This is a genomic window from Mucilaginibacter sp. R-33 (genome assembly GCF_049949235.1).
Taxonomy (GTDB): Bacteria; Bacteroidota; Bacteroidia; order Sphingobacteriales; family Sphingobacteriaceae; genus Mucilaginibacter.
Window position 1 is genome coordinate 1,650,717 of the sequence record NZ_CP188089.1, and the last position, 22,293, is coordinate 1,673,009.

At 41.7% G+C, this 22,293-nt stretch carries 16 protein-coding genes and 1 pseudogene; 12 read left to right on the forward strand and 5 right to left on the reverse strand.

The annotated features are described in order from the left end of the window. Positions 1-333: 333 nt before the first annotated feature. Positions 334-579, reverse strand: a complete 246-nt coding sequence (locus tag ACP26M_RS07005; RefSeq protein ID WP_426589789.1) for a hypothetical protein — start codon at positions 577-579, stop codon at positions 334-336. A gap of 51 nt (positions 580-630) precedes the next feature. Here ACP26M_RS07005 and glgP point away from each other — a divergent pair, with 51 nt between their 5' ends. Beyond that, the gene (gene glgP / locus ACP26M_RS07010) at positions 631-2,157 is read left to right on the forward strand and encodes an alpha-glucan family phosphorylase (protein WP_426589704.1); all 1,527 of its coding nucleotides are present in this window, start codon (positions 631-633) and stop codon (positions 2,155-2,157) included. Between the two features lie 223 nt (positions 2,158-2,380). Here glgP and ACP26M_RS07015 read toward each other — a convergent pair whose 3' ends face one another. Next, a complete protein-coding gene (locus ACP26M_RS07015; protein WP_091164385.1) occupies positions 2,381-2,740 on the reverse strand; it encodes a DUF1304 domain-containing protein in 360 nt (119 codons plus the stop codon). 353 nt (positions 2,741-3,093) lie between these two features. On the opposite strand from ACP26M_RS07015, the gene ACP26M_RS07020 reads away from it, so the two are divergent. From ACP26M_RS07020 to ACP26M_RS07060, 9 genes are all read left to right on the forward strand, one after another. Then, on the forward strand, positions 3,094-3,672 hold the full coding sequence (locus tag ACP26M_RS07020; protein ID WP_426587419.1) for an RNA polymerase sigma factor: 579 nt from the start codon (positions 3,094-3,096) through the stop codon (positions 3,670-3,672). A 177-nt stretch (positions 3,673-3,849) separates the two neighbouring features. Next, positions 3,850-5,016, forward strand: coding sequence for a FecR family protein (locus tag ACP26M_RS07025; RefSeq protein WP_426587421.1), 1,167 nt, complete (start codon positions 3,850-3,852; stop codon positions 5,014-5,016). 291 nt (positions 5,017-5,307) lie between these two features. Continuing rightward, on the forward strand, positions 5,308-8,673 hold the full coding sequence (locus ACP26M_RS07030; protein ID WP_426587423.1) for a SusC/RagA family TonB-linked outer membrane protein: 3,366 nt from the start codon (positions 5,308-5,310) through the stop codon (positions 8,671-8,673). 9 nt (positions 8,674-8,682) lie between these two features. Then, the gene (locus ACP26M_RS07035; RefSeq protein WP_426587425.1) at positions 8,683-10,176 is read left to right on the forward strand and encodes a RagB/SusD family nutrient uptake outer membrane protein; all 1,494 of its coding nucleotides are present in this window, start codon (positions 8,683-8,685) and stop codon (positions 10,174-10,176) included. 19 nt (positions 10,177-10,195) lie between these two features. After that, entirely contained in the window at positions 10,196-11,050 is an 855-nt protein-coding gene (locus tag ACP26M_RS07040) for a DUF4843 domain-containing protein (RefSeq protein WP_426587427.1), read from the forward strand. Positions 11,051-11,061: 11 nt separating this feature from the next. Further along, positions 11,062-12,498: a PKD-like family lipoprotein gene (locus ACP26M_RS07045; protein ID WP_426587429.1), complete on the forward strand. Its 1,437-nt coding sequence runs from the start codon at positions 11,062-11,064 to the stop codon at positions 12,496-12,498. A gap of 148 nt (positions 12,499-12,646) precedes the next feature. Beyond that, a complete protein-coding gene (locus ACP26M_RS07050; protein ID WP_112653651.1) occupies positions 12,647-13,771 on the forward strand; it encodes a TlpA disulfide reductase family protein in 1,125 nt (374 codons plus the stop codon). Positions 13,772-13,777: 6 nt separating this feature from the next. After that, positions 13,778-15,658 carry a protein-disulfide reductase DsbD domain-containing protein gene (locus ACP26M_RS07055; RefSeq protein ID WP_426587431.1) on the forward strand — a complete coding sequence of 627 codons (1,881 nt, stop codon included), beginning with the start codon at positions 13,778-13,780 and terminating at the stop codon, positions 15,656-15,658. A 9-nt stretch (positions 15,659-15,667) separates the two neighbouring features. After that, a complete protein-coding gene (locus tag ACP26M_RS07060) occupies positions 15,668-16,225 on the forward strand; it encodes a TlpA family protein disulfide reductase (RefSeq protein WP_426587433.1) in 558 nt (185 codons plus the stop codon). A 4-nt stretch (positions 16,226-16,229) separates the two neighbouring features. On the opposite strand, the gene ACP26M_RS07065 is transcribed toward ACP26M_RS07060, so the two are convergent. After that, on the reverse strand, positions 16,230-16,385 hold the full coding sequence (locus ACP26M_RS07065; RefSeq protein ID WP_426587435.1) for a hypothetical protein: 156 nt from the start codon (positions 16,383-16,385) through the stop codon (positions 16,230-16,232). A 12-nt stretch (positions 16,386-16,397) separates the two neighbouring features. Between ACP26M_RS07065 and ACP26M_RS07070 the strand changes: the two genes are divergently transcribed. Beyond that, positions 16,398-18,131, forward strand: a complete 1,734-nt coding sequence (locus tag ACP26M_RS07070; RefSeq protein WP_426587437.1) for a trypsin-like peptidase domain-containing protein — start codon at positions 16,398-16,400, stop codon at positions 18,129-18,131. A gap of 906 nt (positions 18,132-19,037) precedes the next feature. Further along, a complete protein-coding gene (locus ACP26M_RS07075) occupies positions 19,038-19,589 on the forward strand; it encodes a hypothetical protein (protein WP_426587439.1) in 552 nt (183 codons plus the stop codon). Positions 19,590-20,323: 734 nt separating this feature from the next. On the opposite strand, the pseudogene ACP26M_RS07080 reads toward ACP26M_RS07075, so the two are convergent. Continuing rightward, a pseudogene (locus ACP26M_RS07080) lies at positions 20,324-21,306 on the reverse strand (ISAon1 family transposase). After that, on the reverse strand, positions 21,299-21,655 hold the full coding sequence (locus tag ACP26M_RS07085) for an ISAon1 family transposase N-terminal region protein (protein WP_426587441.1): 357 nt from the start codon (positions 21,653-21,655) through the stop codon (positions 21,299-21,301). Before ACP26M_RS07085 ends, ACP26M_RS07080 begins: the two are co-directional and overlap by 8 nt. Between the last annotated feature and the right edge of the window lie 638 nt (positions 21,656-22,293).

Genomic DNA, 22,293 nt, shown 5'->3' on the forward strand with positions numbered 1-22,293 from the left:
CAATTAATAAACAATCGTTTTTGACGCAGATCATATGATTATTAAGTTTTAATCATTTATTAATATGCGCGATCGGCTCAAAATGAGGTCCCGAAGGTCTTCGCAGCCGCATTTCGTCCTTTTTTCATATTCAGACTGGAAAACACGGGAATGACGAAAGTACTTACGTGGAAAGGGCATCATTGTGAAAGAATTGTTGTAAACTGAAATATTAAAAGCGGCTTTCAGTTTTAAAGGATGTAGGAGTGGGGTTACTTATTAAAGTCAATTGCGGGCCGGTTTCAAATTTGGCTCTTAATCCATCGTTTGAATTTTAGTGGCTTGTGCGTACTGTCATATAATATCCTGATCCGTGTCATTCCCGGTTAGCAGATAAACACCAACATTTGAAAAAATATTCATCACGACTTGTGAAAAACAGAAATTAAAATAGTCTATAATACTAATATACCCGTCAACCTTAAAATAGCTACGGATCTTTTTTTCAATCATATGAACTTCTCCTTTCAGCATCCTTACCCAATAAACCCGGAATACAAAATGCCGGTCGCTTATCTTTGCATGGAATATGCCGTCCATCAGCCCCTTAAAACCTACTCAGGTGGCCTCGGCTATCTTGCAGGCTCTTTTATGAGGAGCGCCTATGAACTCAGGCAGAACGTTATAGGTATCGGAATCTTGTGGAAATATGGGTATTATAACCAGGGAAGAAAGGGCGATGAAACCATGGAGGTACTCTTCCAGGAAAAAATATATCACTTCCTCATTGATACCGGCATTAAATTTACTATTAAGGTATCCGGCCATGATGTTTGGGTTACCGCATTTTACCTGAAGCCTGAAACTTTTAAAACGGCTCCTGTATTTTTCCTGACAACAGATCTGCCGGAGAATGACTATTTGGCTAAAACCATTTCACATAAGCTTTATGACAGTAATCCTGAAACGGGGACTGCTGCTGCGATATTGCTGGGCGAAGGCGGGGCACGCTTATTAGAAGCAATCAATTTCCAACCGGATATTTATCACCTGAACGAATCACATGCCCTGCCTATCGCATTTTATTTATATAAAAAATATCAATCCGTTGAGGAAGTAAAAAAAAGACTGGTTTTCACTAACCATACACCTGAACCTGGCGGCAACCAACGGTCCGATTTGTTTCTGCTTAATAAAATGGCGTTTTGGGGGGATATTCCAATAGATGAGATAAAGGAAATAGCGGGTTGTCAGGGTGACGTTATGGATCATACCTTAACTGCGTTTAGGTTCTCTGGCAAAGCCAATGCTGTGTCGAAAATGCATTTAAACACGCTACAAGGAATATGGAATGGAAATAATGGCATTTGTGAACTTACTTCTATAACCAATGCCCAGAGCTATTCTTATTGGGCAGACAAGGAAATGTATGCGGCATTGGAAACTAATCAGATGCAAAAGCTGGTGGAAAAGAAAAAGGCAGGTAAGCGTGCACTTTTTGACGAGGTAGCGGACCAATGCGGTGTTCTCCTCGATCCTGAAGTGCTCACCATTGTTTTTGCGAAAAGGTTCGCCGGGTACAAAAGGCCGGAATTGCTATTGCATGATATGGACTTTTTTCACCAACTTCTAACTAACAATAAAATGCCGATCCAAATGATATGGGCAGGAAAGCCTTATCCAATGGATTATGATGCGATAGCCAGTTTTAATAAGATCGTAAACTTATGTAAGGATTACCCAAACTGCGCGATTTTAGTCGGTTATGAATTGCGTTTATCACGATTACTTAAACAAGGGGCAGACGTCTGGCTCAACACGCCGCGACTCACCCACGAAGCTTCAGGTACGAGCGGGATGTCGGCTGCAATGAACGGATGTATTAATGTTTCGATTCCTGATGGCTGGTTTCCGGAATTTGTTGTGGATGGCGTGAACGGTTTTGTTATACCCAATACTGAAATTAGTGAACATAAATTTCAACAGGATGAAACCGATGCGCATAACTTGTATAATTTGCTGCAAAAAACAGTCATTCCCCTGTATTACGACCATCCGGATAAATGGATTGAAATAATTAGGCACAGTATGCAGGATATATTCCCTCGCTTTGACAGTAACCGGATGGCAAAAGAGTATTATAAACAGCTTTATACTAACGGTACTAATATTTGTTAATGTGGGCCCATTCGCTGCTTCCCACAACCTTTTGAGCAATAGGATCACAAGCCCTGGAGGGTGATGCCACGTTTGGTCGTAAGGTCGACACGTTGTTGGTATTTATCCAGGCAGCAATCGAAACCGTGAATTGTTTGTTGTAACCAGCTATAGCGAGACCAATCCCTTCATAGTTTTTCCATTGTGGCCCGGATAAAAGATTGCGTAAGGTTAATAAATGCGCTCACCTCATCATGATTAATACAATGACTAGTATTGCAGGTACGGCCTGTATATAGAAGATCTTTTTGGTTACTGTAAGTGCCCCGTAAATACCAGCTACGGCAACACAACTCAGGAAAAACAGGGCCACGTAGTTATGCCACTGTGCGTCGCTGATAAAGAATGTCCAGATCAGACCCGCTGCTAAAAATCCGTTGTATAAACCCTGGTTAGCCGCTAAAACTTTGCTGTTTTCCAGTTCCTGCAATGATTTGTTGAATGCCTTGGGGCCGCGGGTTGTCCAGGCAAACATTTCCAACCATAATATATAACAATGGATAAAGGCTACCAGGCCGATGAGTACTTTGATAATAAGATCCATAGATTTTGATGTCTTAAGTATAAATGTAGTAAATGTTATAGGATATATTGTACCGGGATTCTGTTACGCCATTAAGCCTTAAACCTTAAACTTATTCTGTAGGTGGCATTCAAGTACAAATGAATAACCGTGTAAATTACAATAATTAAGAAAGCGGCCATCAGATTAAGGCTAATCGGAGCATTCTTGCCATGCTAAGCTGATAATTCTCTGCCATCGGGGTTAAACCCGTTTATAAGATTTTATTTTGCCAGATAATTTCTATATTTGGATTTGACACATATACAATGAGCATTAAAACACCATGATGTTTGTGTAATTAACCTGATCAACATAGGAAATTAAAATAATGCATGGCCCCTCTTGACTTGTCAGACGACGATGCCAAACTTCTGAAACTTATTGGCGAAGGCAGCAAACCTGCCTTTGATGCATTATATACCAAATATTGGAAGCAGGTTTATAATGCAGCATACAAACGGGTTAACGATATAGAACGCGCTCAGGATATTGCTCAAGACGTATTTGTGCAGTTATGGGTGCGCACGTCAACGTCGCCGATTGAGAACCTGCCGGCTTATTTATTGGTTGCCGCTCGCAACGGCGTTTTTAAATATATGGAAAAGGAATCGCGCTATGCGGCCTTGCCTGATACAGTCCATGAAATTGAAAGCCATCTTGGTCGCGCCGATGCTAATGTGCTTCATGACGAATTTTTGAAAGCTTTCAATGAGCTTATAGATACTTTACCGCCCCAGCAGCGTATTATATTCAACTTGCGCTTTAATGAAGGCCTCTCAAGCCAGCAAATCGCCGATCAACTGGAAATCTCCCCCAAAACCGTTCGTAATCAAATGGGGAAGGCCCTTGCAATACTTCGCAAATCACTTTTCTTACTCCATGTATTGCTTTATTTTTATCAAAAAGGTTGATAAAACGTTTTTTCTTTAATGAAGATGCGCTATTTTTATCAATTATGATGATTGGTTGATAATATTTTATCATTTTGATTTTAAATGCGCATTATTTTTAAATAAAACATTAAAAATATTTTCAATTAACATGGGCTATTTTCATTTTGCCGACTCATGTATATATAAAGGATGTAAATGGACGAGGCGAACAAGCAATATTTTATACAAATACTAACAAAATACAAACGTGGCGAGGCTACCCAGGAAGAAATTAAATTCCTGGAATCGTACTATAACCTGTTTGATTTGAACGATGACCTCATTACTGATGAAAATGAGGCCGACTACCTGTATCTGAAAGATGCTATTAAAGCAAAGGTTGATGAGAGGATAGCGCAATACGAAAAAAAGCCGGTTACCATGCCTTTAAGATCGGGTTGGACCAGATATGCCGTGGCCGCCTCAATTCTGTTGTTTATTTCGGTTGGTGCTTACTTTTTTATTCGTAACCGGTATAAGGCCGATAATTTGGCCGCAAACTCTTACAAAGGCATAGTACCTGGTACCAACAAGGCTACGCTTACTTTGGCCAACGGCACAACCATATCGCTTGATGATGCTGCCAACGGACAAATAGCTAAACAAGCCGGGGTTAAAATTACCAAAACGGCCGATGGGCAGATCGTTTACCAGGCCGAGGCGACCGGGCAGAATCAAGCCGTTCAAAATATGGTTACCACCCCTAACGGCGGGCAGTACAAGGTCATCCTGCCCGACGGCACTAACGTGTGGCTTAACGCGGCATCGTCAATAACTTATCCAACCGTGTTTAAGGGAGCGGAACGTGAGGTAACGCTCAATGGCGAAGGCTACTTTGAAGTAACAAAAAATAAAGCAATGCCATTCAGGGTAAAATCGGCATTGCAAACTATTGAGGTGCTCGGCACGCATTTTAATATCAATACTTACGGCGATGAAGCTTTGGTTAAAACCACCCTGTTGGAGGGTTCGGTAAAGGTAACATCGGCAACAAACTCAATACTTATTGTTCCCGGTGAGCAGGCTGTAATAAGCCGTACTGGTAACGGTACGATAAGTAAACAACAAGTGAACCTTGACAAAGAAGTAGCCTGGAAAAACGGCATATTCTCATTTGCAGATGAGGATATCCGCGAGGTTATGCGCCAGGTAAGCCGCTGGTATGATATTGATGTGGTTTATGATGGCGATATGCCAACAGAGAAATTTTTCGGTGAAATTTCAAGGAGCAGCAACCTCGCCGATGTTTTCAGGATCCTGGAGCTTAATAACATGAAATTTGCGGTGGAGGGCAAAACAGTGAAGGTATCCTACAGTAAATGATATTTAACTTAAACTTTATACTTACAACTAAACAAACTAAATGCTAATCACTAAAACAAAACTTAATGGATAAACAACTACGATAAATCTCAGATCAATCCCATATCAACAGACCAAAAATTAACCGGAAGCCTCTCACCGCTTCCGGTTTAAAATAGGTCAGGCAGCACAAGATGTCGAAGCCCTGGGCTGCATTTTATTAACCCAATCTTATTCAAAAATATGAAATTAACTTTTCTTTACAACGCCGTATGCGCAATACGGGGGGTAAAGTGCAAATTCTTATTAGTATTGAAACTCACCACTATACTGTTGCTTGTTGGCGTGTTGCACTTATCCGCTGCAAGTTATTCTCAAACGGTAACCATATCCGGTAAAAACAGGAGTCTCGAATCGGTTTTTAAGGATATAAAACAACAAACAGGCTATTTGCTTTTTTACAGCGAAAAAGTAAATATAAAAGGCAAAACAGTGGATGCCAATTTTCATGACGCGCCGCTTGTTGATGTGCTTAACACGTGTCTTAAAGATTTTGATCTGAGTTTTACCATTGTTTCTAAAACCATCGTAATTCAAAATAAAATACCCGAACCCCGTCCGGCTCCGGCTGCGCCGATGAGCAAAATTTCGGTGAGTGGCCGTGTGTTGGATTCGGTAAGTAAAACCACCTTGCCAGGTGTAAATATTGCTGTTAAAGGAGGCAGAGGAGTAATAGGCCAAACCAACGACAAGGGGGAGTTTAATGTACAGACAGATGTAGGGCAAACATTAATATTCTCATTTATGGGCTACAAATCGGCGGAAGTTAAAGTGGTAGCTGGGCAATCGATTGTAGTGAGGCTTTTGCCTGATATTAATAACATTAAAGACATTGTGGTAACCGGTTACCAGGTTATTAAAAAAGATAATTATACCGGTAACGCCATCACGGTAAGCGGTGCAGATCTGAAGCGTAATAATCCGCAAAACGTGATCAAAAGTATAGCCTCGTTTGATCCGTCGTTTAAAGTACTTGATAATAACTTTATCGGTTCGGATCCAAACAAGCTGCCAAAGATAAACGTAAGGGGCGCCACGGCTATCCCTTCCATCAATGATAAAATACTTGACCGCAATAACCTTTCAAGCAATTATAACCTGCCGGCCTTTATCCTTGATGGCTTTGAAGTATCGCTTCAAAAAGTAGCTGACCTTGATATTAACCGTATCGAATCGGTAACCTTGTTGAAAGATGGTGCCGCTACCGCGGTTTATGGTTCAAGGGCCGCCAATGGTGTAATGGTTATTACTACCAAAGCCCCGGTTGCCGGAAAGTTGCAGTTATTATACAATTATGAGCTTACTTTTAATGGCCCGGATCTGTCAGATTATCATGTGCTTAACGCAAAACAAAAGGTAGCTTATGAACAATTGGTTGGTTTATATGATACCCAAACATCCACAAGTGGTGATACCCAACAAGATAAGCTTGACGCCCAGTTGTTCACGCGCCTGAAAAATGTTGCAAGTGGCGTTAATACTTATTGGCTGTCGCAACCTTTAAGAAATGCCTATCAGCAAAAACATTCGGTATACGCGCAGGGCGGCGATCAGTCGTTCCGGTATGGTATCGATCTGCGTTACCAGACACAGCCTGGTGTTATGAAAGGCTCGGACAATACGCGGTATAGCGGAGGTGTTAATTTCACCTATAACCCAAGCTCAAAACTTATCATCAGGAATGATTTGACCATTACGCAGGTTAACCAGGCTAATTCTCCTTATGGCGATTTTTCGACCTATGTAAATGCCAACCCATATTTCCCGATAAGGGACAGCACAGGCAGATTGGTGCAGGAACTTGCCAACTGGCGTGTAAATACTTTTCGTGAGGGAAAAGATCAATACATTACCGAAAACGTATTTAATCCCTTGTATGAAGCCAGCCTGAGCAGCTTTGATAAATTGGCATATACCGAGATCCTGGAGTCGTTTTCAGTCGATTATAAATTATCAAAAAGTTTGCGTTTAAGGGCATTAATGAGCGTAAATAAAACCAATACAACATCTGATAAATATGTATCACCGTTAAGCAGTGTTTTTTACAATTTTGCCGCCGATCAGGCGAATAACAAAGGAACCTACGATTATGGTACCAATGCTAGCCTTAACCTCGACGGTAACGTAACCATCGGCTATAACAAGCAACTGGGCGATCATTATTTCAACCTTGTGTTAGGTGCCAATATTTTAGCCTCAAAGGCTGATGTTAAATCATTTTCGGCCCAGGGTTTTTCAAACGATAGGTTCACCAATATAGGTTTTGCCCGCATTTATAAAGAAAACTCAGGCCCTTATGGCGATGTAACCAGGTCAAGAACGGCCGGCGCTTTCTTTTCGGGTAACTACGCGTTCCAAAACAAATATCTCTTAGATGCATCCGTAAGGGTTGATGGTTCATCGGCTTTTGGCGCCGACAGACGTTATGCTCCTTTCGGCTCGTTAGGGATTGGTTGGAACATTCATAAGGAAAGCTTCTTTCGGGGTTCAAATGTAATAAGCCAGTTGCGTCTTAAGGGAAGTATTGCTACCCTTGGTTCTATCAGCTTCCCGGCGTACCAATCACGTTCAATCTACCTGTATGATACACAACACTGGTATTCCACAGGTATTGGCGCTACTATATTAGGCTATGGTAACAGCAACCTGGAGTGGCAAAAAACCCGCACAACCGATGTAGGTATGGACATCGGTTTGTTTAAAGACAGGATCGTCATCTCGCCAAGATACTACTACAAACTTACCAAGGGATTGATCACCGATATTAACCTTGCGCCGTCAACCGGCTTCAATACCTATAAAGATAACCTTGGTGATATGTCAAACAAAGGTTATGAGCTCTACCTCGTAGCACAGGTTTTCCACACCTCCGACTGGAACATTAACCTGACCGGTAACCTTGCTCATAACGTTAACAAAATAGTGAGCATATCTGATGCACTTAAAGCCTTTAATAATAACATCGATAACTTCCAGACCAACAAGGACAACAACGCTTTTTCAACCCCGCTAACCCGGTATGTTGAAGGTAAATCATTGAACACCATTTACGCGGTTAAGTCATTGGGTATTGATCCTGAAAACGGCAAAGAGATCCTGGTAAAAAAAGATGGTACCCTAACCTATGTGTGGGATGTTAAGGATGTGCAGGAGGTAGGTAATACTACGCCAAAAGCCGAAGGATTTTTTGGCAGCACGGTATCATACAAAAGGTTTATGCTGAGTTTTAGCTTTCATTACCGTTTTGGTGGCCAGGCTTTTAACCAAACCCTTATTGACAGGGTTGAAAATGCCGACCCTCGCTTTAACGTTGATAGCCGCGTACTGGAGCAAAGGTGGAAACAGCCGGGCGACCACACGTTTTTCAAAAACATTACCGACCTCACCGATACCTATGTATCATCACGGTTTATACAAAAAGATAACCTGATTGAGCTGCAGTCACTTTACCTGTCATATGATTTTAAGCCAAATGCTATTCGCCGTTTGGGACTTCAAAATCTGAGGCTGGCAGCCACAGCAAACGATATTTTCAGGGCTTCAACTATTCAGGCAGAACGGGGTATCTATTATCCCTTCGCCCGCAGCTTAACATTTTCATTATTGGGTTCATTTTAACACATAACCATGAAAAGATATTTAATTTTTATAATCCCCTTGCTGATGTTTACATCATGTAAAAAGTTTTTGGATGTACAGCCGGAATCTGATGTAGATAAAGAGCAGTTGTTTAATACCGAAGATGGTTTTGAAGAGGCTTTAAATGGTGTTTATTCCAGGTGTACAAAGGCAGACCTGTATGCAGGAAACCTTACGTTCAGCAACCTGGATATCATGGCGCAGAACTATACGTTCTCCAATACCGATTTTCAGAAGATCGCTTCTTTTCAGTATAGCCAAAACATTTTAAAGGATAAAAATAGCCAGATCTGGTCGTCGGTGTACAATGCTATAGGTAACTGCAATGAGATACTGCAGGTAATAGATAAGCAAAAGGCCGTATTTTCGGGTAATAACTATGCCATCATTAAAGGCGAGGCACTTGCCCTGCGCGCGTACCTGCATTTTGATCTTTTACGCATGTTTGGGCCTTCATATAAATCTAACCCAAATGCTAAAGGCATACCTTATGTAACTACTGTAAGTATTAAAAGTACACCGTTTTCATCAGTAGGTGAGGTAATTAACAACGCTATAGTTGATCTGCGTAATGCACGTGCGCTGCTGAGTACTACTGATCCTATTCTTTCTCCGGGCTACATAGTTGGATATCCTAACAAAACCTACCCTGGTGGTTATACAGGGCGCAAACAAACAGAAACCACAAGTAATACCCTGTTTTTGCAAAACCGCAGGCACAGGATTAACTATTATGCCGTATGCGGTGAACTTGCAAGGGTTTACTTGTATAAAAATGACTACCAGAACGCACTCTCCAATGCCAATGATGTAATAACTGCTAATAAATTCCCCTGGACACAAAAAGATGACGCTTTTAACAATAACGTTGAGCAAAAAGACAGGGTATTTTACAACGAGTTGGTATTTGGCTGGTACGCTCCCCAGGCTAATGAAAACAATGCACTCGTTACCTTGTTCAGTGCGGCCAACGTTGCGCAGTATCAGCCAACCCCGCTGCAGTTAGATAACATCTATGAAAAAAGCACCGTTGGTGCAGAGGACTGGCGCTACAGGCAATGGTTTTTTACAGCTACAGATGTTACCCCAAACCGCAGTTACCTGGTAAAATATTTAGTTAACAGTTCGCCGCAGGTAAACCTGCATCCGCTAATGGCGCCGGCTTTCCGTTTAACGGAAGCATATTATATAGCCGCAGAGGCAAGTTATGATACCAATCCAACAAAAGCCATTGAGTACTTAAATACTGTTCGTACCCATAGAGGTATCATTGACTTGTTGCCGAATACTTTAGGCAGATCAGCCTTTATGAATGAGTTGGTTAAAGAAGCCCGTAAAGAGTTTTACGGCGAGAGCCAGATATTTTATATGTATAAGCGGCTGAACCTTGATATAGTGGCGGCCAGCGGCCAGATCTATCCGGCATCAAACAGTATTTACGTGTTCCCGGTTCCCGACGACGAAACAGCTTACAATAATTGATCCCATACCATTTATAACAATGAAAAGAAATATATTTTATGTTTTAGTGGTCATAGCGGCTCTTTTTAGCTGCAAAAAAGACCAATTACTTACGTATGGCTCCAGGGATAACATTTACCTGAATTACAAGGATAAAGATGGCAACCAGGATACTTCGATATTAACCTATTCCTTTGCCTATAATCCTACCCTGGCACAGGACACTATTTGGATACCGATAATCATTTCGGGGCAAAGGACAAAAAGTGAAAGGAAGTTTGTAATAACCGTAGTTGACACGGCTACCACCGCCAAAGCAGGATTGCACTATGAAGCGCTTAAGCCATCGTACACAATGCCTGCTGATTCGGGCACGGTAAAAATGCCCGTGATCATCAAGAACAGTGATCCGGAACTTGCAAATCAATCAGTAATGCTTACCATTCTTGTTTCGGGTGGGCAGGATTTTAACTCATCGCTCCCGGCGGCATTGCGGGAAAAGTCGATCCTTTACTCGTCGCGGCTGGAACAACCGGCCTGGTGGATTTACTGGATGGGTAATCTGGGTTCTTACAGCAGGATAAAACACCAATTGTTCCTGATCTCTTCGGGTACTACCGATTTGGTTGATATGTCAAAACCGAACGCTTATCTGCAGATTCCGCGCACACTGTATTATATAGATAACGTGAGGACCTTTATTAATGACCCTTTTGCCTGGGTAGCGCGATATCCCGAAAAAGGCTACATACTTACCAAAAGGGCCGATGGAAGCAACGATTATGATTTTTATAGTTCTTCTTCGCCCGGTAAGAAGTTTTACCTCAAGTATTATGCGCAGGCAGGCAAGTACTTTTTTGTTGATGAAAATGGTCAGCAGGTTATTATCAATTAAACACTTAGGTCATGAAATTTAAATCGATAGCTATATTGGCGCTCATAACGGTATTTTATACTTCATGTAAAAAAGACCTCGGCAATTATGTATACTCGCCACCTTCAGAGCCGGTAGTTACCGGCATTAATAACGCCACATTTGCAGCCCTGCTCGGCGATACGCTCACCATAAACCCCAAGGTTACTTTGGCCGGTGCGGATCCCTTAAAGGATCTTGATTTTGAATGGCACATCACCGTACAAGAAGAACTGCGGGAAGCAGTTTACAAAGGCTACCCTCTGAAAATGGTCTACAATTTAGGCCCCGGCGACCGCGCATGTAAACTCACCATTACCGACAAACGGAATGGATTATTTTATACGTTCCCTTTCAAAATTACAGGTACGACGCAGTTCTCGGCAGGTATTTTGGTGTTGAGTAACGATAATGGGGTTACCAAATTATCATTCGTAAAACCGGATAAAACAGTGTTGGGCGATATTTATAAATCACTTAATAAAGGCGATTTGCCTATCAATCCGGTTCAGTTGTACTATTCAAAACCACTGCCTTATCAACCCAATACCAAAGAGGAATATTGGGTGCTAAGCAACGATCCTAATAAAAGCGGAGTGGTGCTTGACGCCAGTACCTTATTAAAACGAACAGATTTTGCAGCGCAATTCTTCTCGCCGCCGGCTGTTATCAATACAGGTTACCTGGAGCCATTTTTAGGCCCTGTACAAATGGGGACAGTGCCAACGGGAGTTATCAATGCTAAGCTATATGTAGGTGTATCCTCAACAGCGCCATTTGCTGATGACTACGGCAAATTTGCCAACGAACAGGGCGGCGATTACACCATGTCTAAATATTTTACACATGGAAGCTCGTTTTTTATCGGTTACAATCTTAAAGGAAAAGCCTTTATTACCTTCGGGGCCGATGGTACTTACTCTGGCACCAATTACCAAATTGATACCGCAAGCACTGGCTTTGACCCTAAAAATGTAGGATACGATAATTTGTTGTTCATGAAACCTACAGAAGGTGGCCCTTCCTATGCTTTCTTTAAAACAGCGACAGGTACAATAACCGAACTAAGTTTTAGCTACCCTATGGGGGATGACCGGACATTTAAAGGGCTGGGCAAACGCACATTCAAAGGCAGCGCCTTAATTGATGATAATACCAAATGGGTGGTGAATAGCTTAAATGTGTTTTATTTTTCATCAAAAGGGAAAATTTACCGCTATAACCCAATTAATGAAGATATAAGACAGCTCGACGCAGACTTTGGCGGTAAAAAGGTATCCATGATGAAGATCAGTTTGGATGACAACACCCTTACTGTTGGCGCAGATGGGGCAGTTTATACGCTTGACGTAAGTGTTTCTAAAACCGGTAATATCACCAAAACAATAACCGGTATACCGGGCGAACCGATTGACATTGTGAGCAGATAAAAAACTAACTAATCAAAACCATATAAAAGATTAACCAACAGCATGAATGATTTTTGTGTTGCTGGCCGCAGTCATGACATTAACAAGAGCGTTTCATCCTTGAAAAGTATAACGTAACCTGTCGACTCGATGTATAACATATAAAGAAATGAAAAAACTACTAAACTTAATTTTGAGCATGGCTGCGTTGAACGCCGCCGGCCAAACTAACCAGTTCGCTATTAATGGGCAGATTGGCAATCTCAACGGTCAGAAAGTTTATTTAAGCTTTATGACAGACGGCAAGGGGCATGAAGATTCGACCACATTAGTTAACGGCGCTTTTCATTTCACAGGTAGGATGAACCCATACAGTTCTGTACGCCTTGCACTTGATCATAAAGGCGCCGGCCGGGAAATTGCCACCCATGGCGGCGATATTCTCTACTTTAATTTTTCTAATGAAACGCTTAATATAGTTTCTAAAGATTCCCTGGCAAACGCCCAGATGAGCGGATCCAAAACATATGATGAATATTCGGCTTATGTTAAAGCTGTAGGACCGATGCCATGGGACATCGATCATATTTCTAATGCTGAAATTGCGGCAGCGCCCGAGTTGGTGAATGATACCGCATTTACCAACTCGGTTGCCCGCCATCACTATAAAATGATTGCCGATTTTCAGCGCAAAAATCTCGATTTTGCCAAAACGCACCCCGATTCGTTCTTTGCACCGGTAGCTCTGTTCGGCACTGCATCTAATGAAAAAACGGTTACAGTAGCCGAACAGGTGTTCAAAACTTTCAGTCCGGCAATCCAGGCAACTGATAATGGTAAAACTATCAAAGAATTTATTGATGCACATTACCGTTTAAAAATAGGTGGCCCGGCGCCGGTTTTTACTCAGGTCAACCCTGCCGGCAAACGCTTATCGTTAGCCGATTATAAAGGTAAAATCGTTTTGGTCGATTTTTGGGCAAGTTGGTGTTCACCTTGTCGTCAGGAAATCCCAAATCTGTTAAGTCAGTATAAAATGTACAAGGATAAAGGGTTCGAAATCCTTTCGGTATCGCTTGACAATAGCCGTGACAAATGGCTGAAAGCACTGCAACAGGAGGGTATGACATGGCCGCAGGTTAGCGACTTGAATGGCAACAACAACAGCGTTGCCCGTCTTTATGGCGTTTCGGCTATACCTGCTACATTCCTGGTAGACCGCGACGGCAAACTTATTAGCACAAATCTGCGCGGGGAAGACCTCAATCATAAACTTGCCGAACTTTTTAATTAAGCAGGTATGAAAAAGATCACTTCGGCTTTTCTGCTTTGTGTTATGTTTAGCGTAGCCTCTTTGGGTAACGTCATAAAACACGGAGCGGGCAAAATAGCACTCCATGTTTTATATGTAGGATATGATCCGGCAAAACCTAAGCCCGAACATATTACATACTACAGCACAGCAGTAGGCGCGGTAGATGAGGCCTGGAAAACCCGTATGGCCGATTTTAAGGCTTTTTTAGAAACGCGTTTTGACAAAGTTGAAGTTGTGGATGTGAGGGATTACGATGCTTCGATGTCTGCCAATGTCGACGTAACAATTGCCGATGCGGGGCCGATAAAATTACCTGCCAATTTTGACAGGCCTATTATTTTGATGCATCAGCTGGCTCCCGATGTGGGCATGCCGATAGGACTTAAGTTTGATTGGTATTGTCAGTGTTTGGAAGACGATGCGCTGAACATCAAAACCAGTCATGCCATATTTAGTACACCTGTAAAAGTGAAGTTAACTTTAGTTAACAGGCCTACGCCGGGTTCTTTTTTTAACGGCTTTCAGGGAGCAACTACCCCGAAGGAACTGCCTATGTGGAAGGTGATTAAAGAGGATCCTACAGCTAAGGAAAAATACATTATCGGCATGGTGGCACATGGCGAGGGATTTAATGATTCGCCGGATGCCGAAGCTATAAGTGGCGGTGTTTGCTTAAAAAATGCTGAAGCAGTAGCGTTAGGTCGTCAGGGTAATTATTTTATGTGGGGCTTTTCTGCTTCGCCAAATCATATGACCGATGAAGCTAAAGATGTATTTGTGAACACAGTTTGCTACATCAAAAAGTTTGATCACCAGGCGCCCATCATGAAAAAAGTACAGATTGAAAACCGTGAGTGGGTAAATGAAATGATTTACCGTAGCGATAAAGCTTTATACCAAAAAACGCTGATAGCCCGGAAAGAAGGCAACGCACGCTTGCTAAAAATGCAGCAGGAACTTAAAGACCGTAAAGCCAAAGGCGAGGACATTGGTAAAGGTAACGAGGCGTTTTTAAAGATGCCGGTATCCGATGATGTACAAAGTTTTGATGAATACCTTAAAAGCTGGACCGGCAGCGGCATGTATGATGCTTTTGGTACTGACGTAGAGGCCTATCATAAGTACTATCGGGATAACCTCGAGTATTTTTATCCGGTTGATGCTTACTCGTTACAGGTGGATGAGGATGCAAAGAAACTGGGGATCTCCAACCGTAAAATTGAGCTGCTTGAAAAATGTATCAGCATGCTTGAGAAAGGAGAGGAGCCTGCCCTGGCCCAAAGGGTATTGGAAAGATATACCACCGAAAAATTCACATCTGCCAAAGAATGGCGCATTTGGTTAACCAAAAACAAACCGAACCTTTATTATACCGAAGCCGGAGGTTTTAAGTTTATGGTGAATACCTATAAAACAGAAACGGCGGCAATAGCACCCGCATCAACCGGCGACATTAAAACTGCAAACGGCGTAACAACACCAACCCGTGCCGATCCGGTGGTAGTGAGCGCCACGTTGGTTGATGAAGCAAATGGTAAAAAACAGGTAGTTGTTAAAGCGGAAATCTTGCAAGGCTGGCATATTTACGCTTATGTACCTAAAGACAGCCCTTTTATTACTACACAACCCATTATTGAGTTGCCCGAAGGTGTAACAAGCGGCGAGTGGCAAGCATCGGCCGGTGTTCCATTTGTCGGTGGCGAAGGCATGTTTGTTTGGGAGGACAAAGCAACATTTAAAACGGAAATAAGCGCGGCTTCATTAAAACGCGGCATGGTAATCAAATGCGGGCTTTACTACCAGGTTTGTGATAATAACAAGTGTTTCCCGCCAAAAAGAAAAATAATTGAAATACAGGTTTTATAATCCAGCCCAATGAAAATAAACTTTAAAAGGTTGTTGTTGGTAATACCCGTAGCGCTTGCCCTAAGCACCGGATGGAAGGCGGAGGGAAAAGCTTCATCATTAAAAAAACAGGATACTGTTACAGCAAATCAAAATTTAATAGTTGGGAAACGATTGCCGGCTTTTGAGTTACAAACTGCCGGTGGTAAATCCATCAAATTGTCATCGGTTAAAGGTAAAGTGGTATTGGTTGACTTCTGGGCCTCGTGGTGTATGCCGTGCAGGGCGGCTATTCCGCACCTTAAGGAGTTATATAAACAATACCATGCTAAAGGATTCGAGATAGTTAGTATTTCAATTGATCAAAACAATAAAGCCTGGAAAAACGCCATGCTTAAAGAAGCGATGCCCTGGCAACAGGGAATAGATAAATATGAGGATGGCAAAGATGCATCAGTGATGATGAATGCTTTAGGTATCCAGTCGGTACCCTTTGCAATTGTGCTTAATGCTGAGGGGAATGTGATTTTAATAAATCCCACTGCGTCTGATATCGATATACAGCTCAAAAAGATCTTTAACAGTTAAGAAATTATAAAAGGATAGCATTGGCTATCGTAAAGACAGTCCCGGTAGGACGTTTTCCATCAGTTTTTAGTTTAATTTCCGGAGAGCCGGTTTTAATACCGGCTCTTTTTACATCGGCAGGTAGCCCAAACAGCAGCGTTTGGACAACGCTACGGTTCAATTATAATGTATAATGACAAAACGGTTTTTATTATTTTTTTTCCTGCAGTGCTTATGGAACCTGCAGGCTATTAATGCGCAGAATGTTGATAAGCGGATACAAAAGCCCGGAGCTACGCAACTACAGGACAATATAAAAGCTGCGATAAAAAAAGGTTATGCTGCCAGTGTATTGATGTGGGAATATGATACTTTGCAGTATAGCCGGATGAGTGCGCAGTTTAGTGGTGTTGTAGTCTCCAAAGCAGGAGAGATCCTAAGCGCAGCACATGTGGTAACGCCCGGCAAAACCTACCAGGTAATATTTCCCGATGGGAAAATGTGCCTGGCCCGTGGTTTGGGCCGTATTACCATTCCGCCAACATTTATGCTGCCGGATGCTGCCATGCTCAAGATAATCCAAAAAGGGGACTGGCCATTTGTCGAAATGGGCTGGTATTCAGATATCAAAATCAATCAGCCATGTATTAGCATTGCTTATCCGGAAAGCCTGGAACAACGCAAGCCCGATGTAAGATTTGGACATATCACCAATTTAAATAACAGGTATGGTTTTATGGAATCAACTTGTGTGATGGAACCCGGAGATTCAGGCGGCCCCCTGTTTGATCTGTCTGGCCGTTTGATCGGAATCCATAGCGGCATCGAACAGTCGGAGGATATTAATTATGAAATCCCCGTAGATACCTATCGTAAATATTATACAGCACTAACCCGTTTAGAGAATTATACTTCCCTGCCTTTGGATACAAATGTAATTTCAAAAAATCGGCCGGCCAATAATTTTCCGATAGCTGAAAATCCAGATAAGTATTTTAAAAGTGTGGACAAGCGTTTTAAAACAACTTGTGTAAATATTAAGAGTGTTATTGATGGTAAGGAACAGACTATAGCGGGGACTATTTTTTCTTTAGATGATGTCAACGTAAAAGCTGCCTTCAAAAATTCAGATGTCGTTTTGACTAAAAGTTCAATGATTGGCGAGGATCCTTTTATCACACTATCGGGCGGCAAGACTGTTAAGGCAAATATTATCAGACGAGACAGAATTAATGACCTTGTGATATTATTGCCCATTTCAAAGTTAGGGAAGGAAGGTATCAAACTTCGAATGTTGCTGGCAGATACACTTAGCAATAACGATTTGGGCAGTTTTTTGATTTCTGTTCGCGCTGATTCTCACTATTGTAGCAGCGTTTTGGGGAGCATTGGCGTAAGCCTGCCAAAAATAACCAGCTACGGCTATTTGGGAGCTGTTGCCCGGCAAAAGGGACAGGCGTTATTATTTACTTTTATTCAGCCCAACAGCGCGGCTGAGGCTGCCGGGCTAACAACCGGCGATGAGCTTTTAGCAATTGACGACAAAACTGTAAATGACGATCTGGATATGTTTAAAGCACTTCAAAAATTCCGCGCCGGCGATACTACTTTAATGGCAATCAGTCATATGGGAGAAAAGATGATAAAAAAAGTCGCCCTAAAATATCCACCCCAAAAAATTACCAATCATCCGGCCGACCATTTCACAGGTGGAAAAAGCATTCGAAAAGATGGGTTCGGGAACGTATTCGTTCATGATGCAAGAATAAAGCCTGGGGAATGCGGAGGGCCCGTATTTGATATCACCGGAAAGTTTTTGGGCATCAATATAGCAAGATTGAGCAGAACAAGCACAATTACGATACCAGCCGTCGCAGTAAATCAATTTATAGTAACTGCCATTTACGACAGCAAAGAGGGTAATTAATTATCCGTACAAGAGCCCATTTGGGTTGCTGCGGGCTTTTTCAGCCTGTTTTAGATCTTGCTAACTCATTCAGAACTAATGCTGTCGGATTACCATATCTTGATAATTACTATTTCTAATCACTGATTGGCGCAATTGGTTGCGCTTCCCAATTTGGCTGCGGCGCGTTAGGAACAGGGCAATCAGCAGAAAAAAACGACCGTAAATCGCTCTCGTTAAAGTATTGCAACAGCTGCCATGAATACCCTGAAGCACAATTCCCGGACAAGGAATGTACTGCATGCTGCACCTGTAAAAAAGGGTCTCAAAAAGAACACGCGCTTTATGTAAGTAAAAAGCTGCTTTTTGGGAGCAGCGTAGTCAAAATTTGGCGGAGTTCCGCGGTGGAGCCGGAGGGGATCTCAATCGAAACCCTTAGTCCGCTTTTAACACTTTTAAATGGGATGAAATCGCTTTAAAAACTGGATCGACTTATTGGCAAGACGCTCTCCTCATCTGGTTTTCAACTTTAAATATTACCAATACTGTTACGCCAGAGTTGCTTGTTATTTCAAAACTACCTCCCAATTGCTTACTAAGCGCCTTCATCATCTCCATCCCTAACGATGACATCTCGGTTAAATTAAAATCAGGAGGCAGCCCTTTGCCGTTGTCACTAATAAGTAAGGCGATGGTTTCTGGCGCCCAACCCCGATGGGTGCAACCCTTTAAGTTACTCCAGCCTTTCAGTCGAGTTTTTATTTTTTAGCATTCATTTGCCATTTCCGATGCATCCGATGGAAAGGATTTTAGCTAAAGTGCATATTATCAAGATATTATTTACAAAATTTACATTTTTCTTTACAATCCAAATTCGTTGCGCTGAAAGATATCAAAGTAGATTTGCTGAATCAATTCTAACGGGACATGAAAAATAAAAGAAATGTTTTGTACAGTCTGGCTATCATACTGGTTGTATTAATTTATTTCCCCGCACAGGCTCAGCAAAAAAACGGCACTCATCGCGCTGACTTTTCGGGCGAATGGAAATCCAAAGAGTCGATAAGTATGGGCGGAAATATTGTTTGCTTATATAACTCAGGTGATCGTATGCTAGCTAAAACAATGAAAATAGCAGAGCAGGTAAATTTTCTAACCATAGAAGTGTCAAGCTCGTTTCCTGGCGCAGCGACTGTTACCAGCCAGGAGAAACTTGTCTTCGACGGTAAAACAAGCGAAATTGATTATGCCCCTGGAAGAGGAAAGAAGTTTACCGTAAAGTTGTCAGCTGATGGACAAACTATGACTATTAACTCAATTGTGCACCTGATGATTGCTCAAAAACAAGAATTTGTTAACCTAACAGAGGTTTGGAAGTTGAGCAATGATGGCAAATCTATTTCTGTTCAGGCCAATGCAAAATCAACCTCATTTGGCGGCGAACGTTCTTGGAAGACCACATTCGATAGAGCTCGTTAGTGTTGGTTCGGAAAGCGTACAGTCGGTTTTCTTATCAAAACTTCATTTCAAGCACATAGATCCACTAATTGCTTCTAATCATCCAAAAAGTGATTCGGGAATGCACAGTTAGTTGCACAAAATGTGATTTTTTTAGATTATGAAATCATCTAAGTTGCTGTTTCATAGGTTTTTATTTTACTCTGATCTATTCTTATCCTTTTTAATCCTTACGGATGCACGCTTTGGAACACCAATCCGGCTACCTGAAATTAGTTTTTAATTTCGGCGCATTTATGGGTTAATGTATTGAAAACAAATAATTAATCCTTAAAATAATGGCGCAAAAAAGACTGAAATGTACTGCAATTAAGTTCTTTTTTGCGCCCTGAAAAATGACGGTTTCAGGCGGTAATTTGGATATACCAGTGATATTGACCCCTCTTCGCCAATCTAAAGTGCCCGGTGGTAGTAATACGCAGGTAAATGTGGCGAGGCCTTCGGCATTTGTTTTTGATCTCTTTACGTAAAAGAGCTGGTTAAAAGATTTGTTCATCGCTGAAGCTTTTAAGTGAATAAAATTAGTTACATATCCTACTGAAATCAAGATGTTTAAATAATGAGCAAGCTCAATTACAGCGACTTATAAGCATTCTGGTGACCTGTAGGATTACGGATCAAGCAGAAAAGTTGTGGGATTAAAAGGTTAAGCATAGATTTTCTGGATCAAGCAGAAAAGTTGTGGGATTAAGAGGTTAAGCATAGATTTTAGCTAATCTGAATAAGAAGAAAGTAGTATCCCTAACACCTCTTGAAGTAGCTCTGAAAGCTTTTATTTTCGCATTAAAAGATTCGGCAGAGGTATTTGTGCTCCTGTTATCAAAGAAATTCAGGATAGATTCATAATGTTGATGAACAGATCTTGCGACGGTCTTAAATGCATCAATTGCGGCATTCTCCACATGATTATACCATAGCGCTAATCTTTTAAAGTCGATTTGCTTGCTTTTGCAGATGGTGAATATATTACCCAATCCTATAGCCAGTTTATAAGCTTTGAGCAGTTCCGGGTATCGTGGAAAAAGCAGATCGGCTCTTTCTTTTGTGCGGCAGTCCACCTGGACTGATGCTTAAACAACAGGTAGCGGCTTCTGGCAAGCAATTGTTTTAGTGTATCGCCATTGCTGAATAGCTCAGGCTGATAAGATTGCTTATTTTGCCTGGCTTGTTCAATTGCCCTGCTTTCTGCATCCAGCGCTTCCCACCGATATTTTATACGAGCTTCCTGTAGTGCATCATATGCTAATTTTTGCACATGGAACCTGTCGATCACACGGCTCGCATTGCTAAAACACCTGCGGATAGCTTTGATCATGTTTGCCGCCATATCCATCGTCACTTCTTTTACCTTATTCCTTTTACGCAGCGGTATGCGTTCGATAACTTTTATGATCTGCTCCGTTTGTGTGCCCCTTAGCATAGCTACAATTGCCTTCTTGCCACCTTTAGCTTCCTTATTGGTGATAATGGTATAGAGTTCACCATTGCTCAATGCTGTTTCGTCTATGCTTAGCGATGGCCCTATGTTTTGTTCAAACAGCATCCATTCATCTGCATGTTCTTTTTGATCCCAGCTATGAAAATCGCTCAGAAAGCCTTTGTATTGCTGCTGTAGCTGTTTGCCATCAACTGTATAAAGCCGCCCTAACAAATGACAGCTGATCGGGTTATTATCCAAATATACCTTTTAAAAAAGTGCCGAATTCCGTTGTCATTCGCGCTCCTTTTCTAACTAAGTTCCAGTCCCTTGTGATGATCTCACCACTTGCTTTAACTTCCCATCTGCGCCTTTTAATGCAAAGAGCTACTTTATGGCCCCGGATAGGCAAATCCTGGATAGCTGTCTCCGGTAAGAATCCTTTCGACTCAAGTTGTTGCTTGTCATAGCCTGCTGGCGGAAGATTCTTTTCCTCAAGGTAAATGTTCAATTGGCCGTTCTCTGAGGAGCGGACATCTGTAAGTTCGAAGTATTCCAAAAGCCTTTCGGGCAAGATAAGGCGGACAAGTGTTTCGTATGCAGCTGACAAGTGTGGACGTTTTTATTTCTGCCTGCAAAGCAAACACTTTTTTAATTCCCCCACAATTTTTCTGCTTGATCCAGGATTACCTTTAAAAGGTCACCCACTGGGCACCAGAACAAAGCGATTGATTGGTTTAATTTGGTGAGGGCTAAAAACAGAAAGCGCCGTAAATAATTCATTTACAGCGCTTTTGATCCTAATTGAATAATACTTGGCGGAGAGTTGGGGATTTGTTTTAACGTTAATTTTCTGCGCTTATTTGATATCTTGAATGGTTTTCAATTCGTACTCACCGAATTACTCACCACTTTTTATTTATAAGTATATAGCTGCAAACGCTATATTCAAATATACAAAAAAAGGGAAAAAACAAGTCTTTTTATTTATGAAAACGTATGTTCGAATCGAATGGATTTACTTTAAGCCCTCTAGTCGGAGGCAAACCAAGTACGAAAGATTTCGCAACTGCAACCATTTTAAAAAGATTTAGCGGCAGCCCGATCCCGGGGAATGTCACAACTAAGTCAGTCTGGATTGCTTATTCATCGCTAAAAGATTAACTTTATTTAATCGTGAAATAAACACATATCCAATTTTAGGGTGATATAAGCGACCACTGATTTGTGCACCATATTTAATGGCAT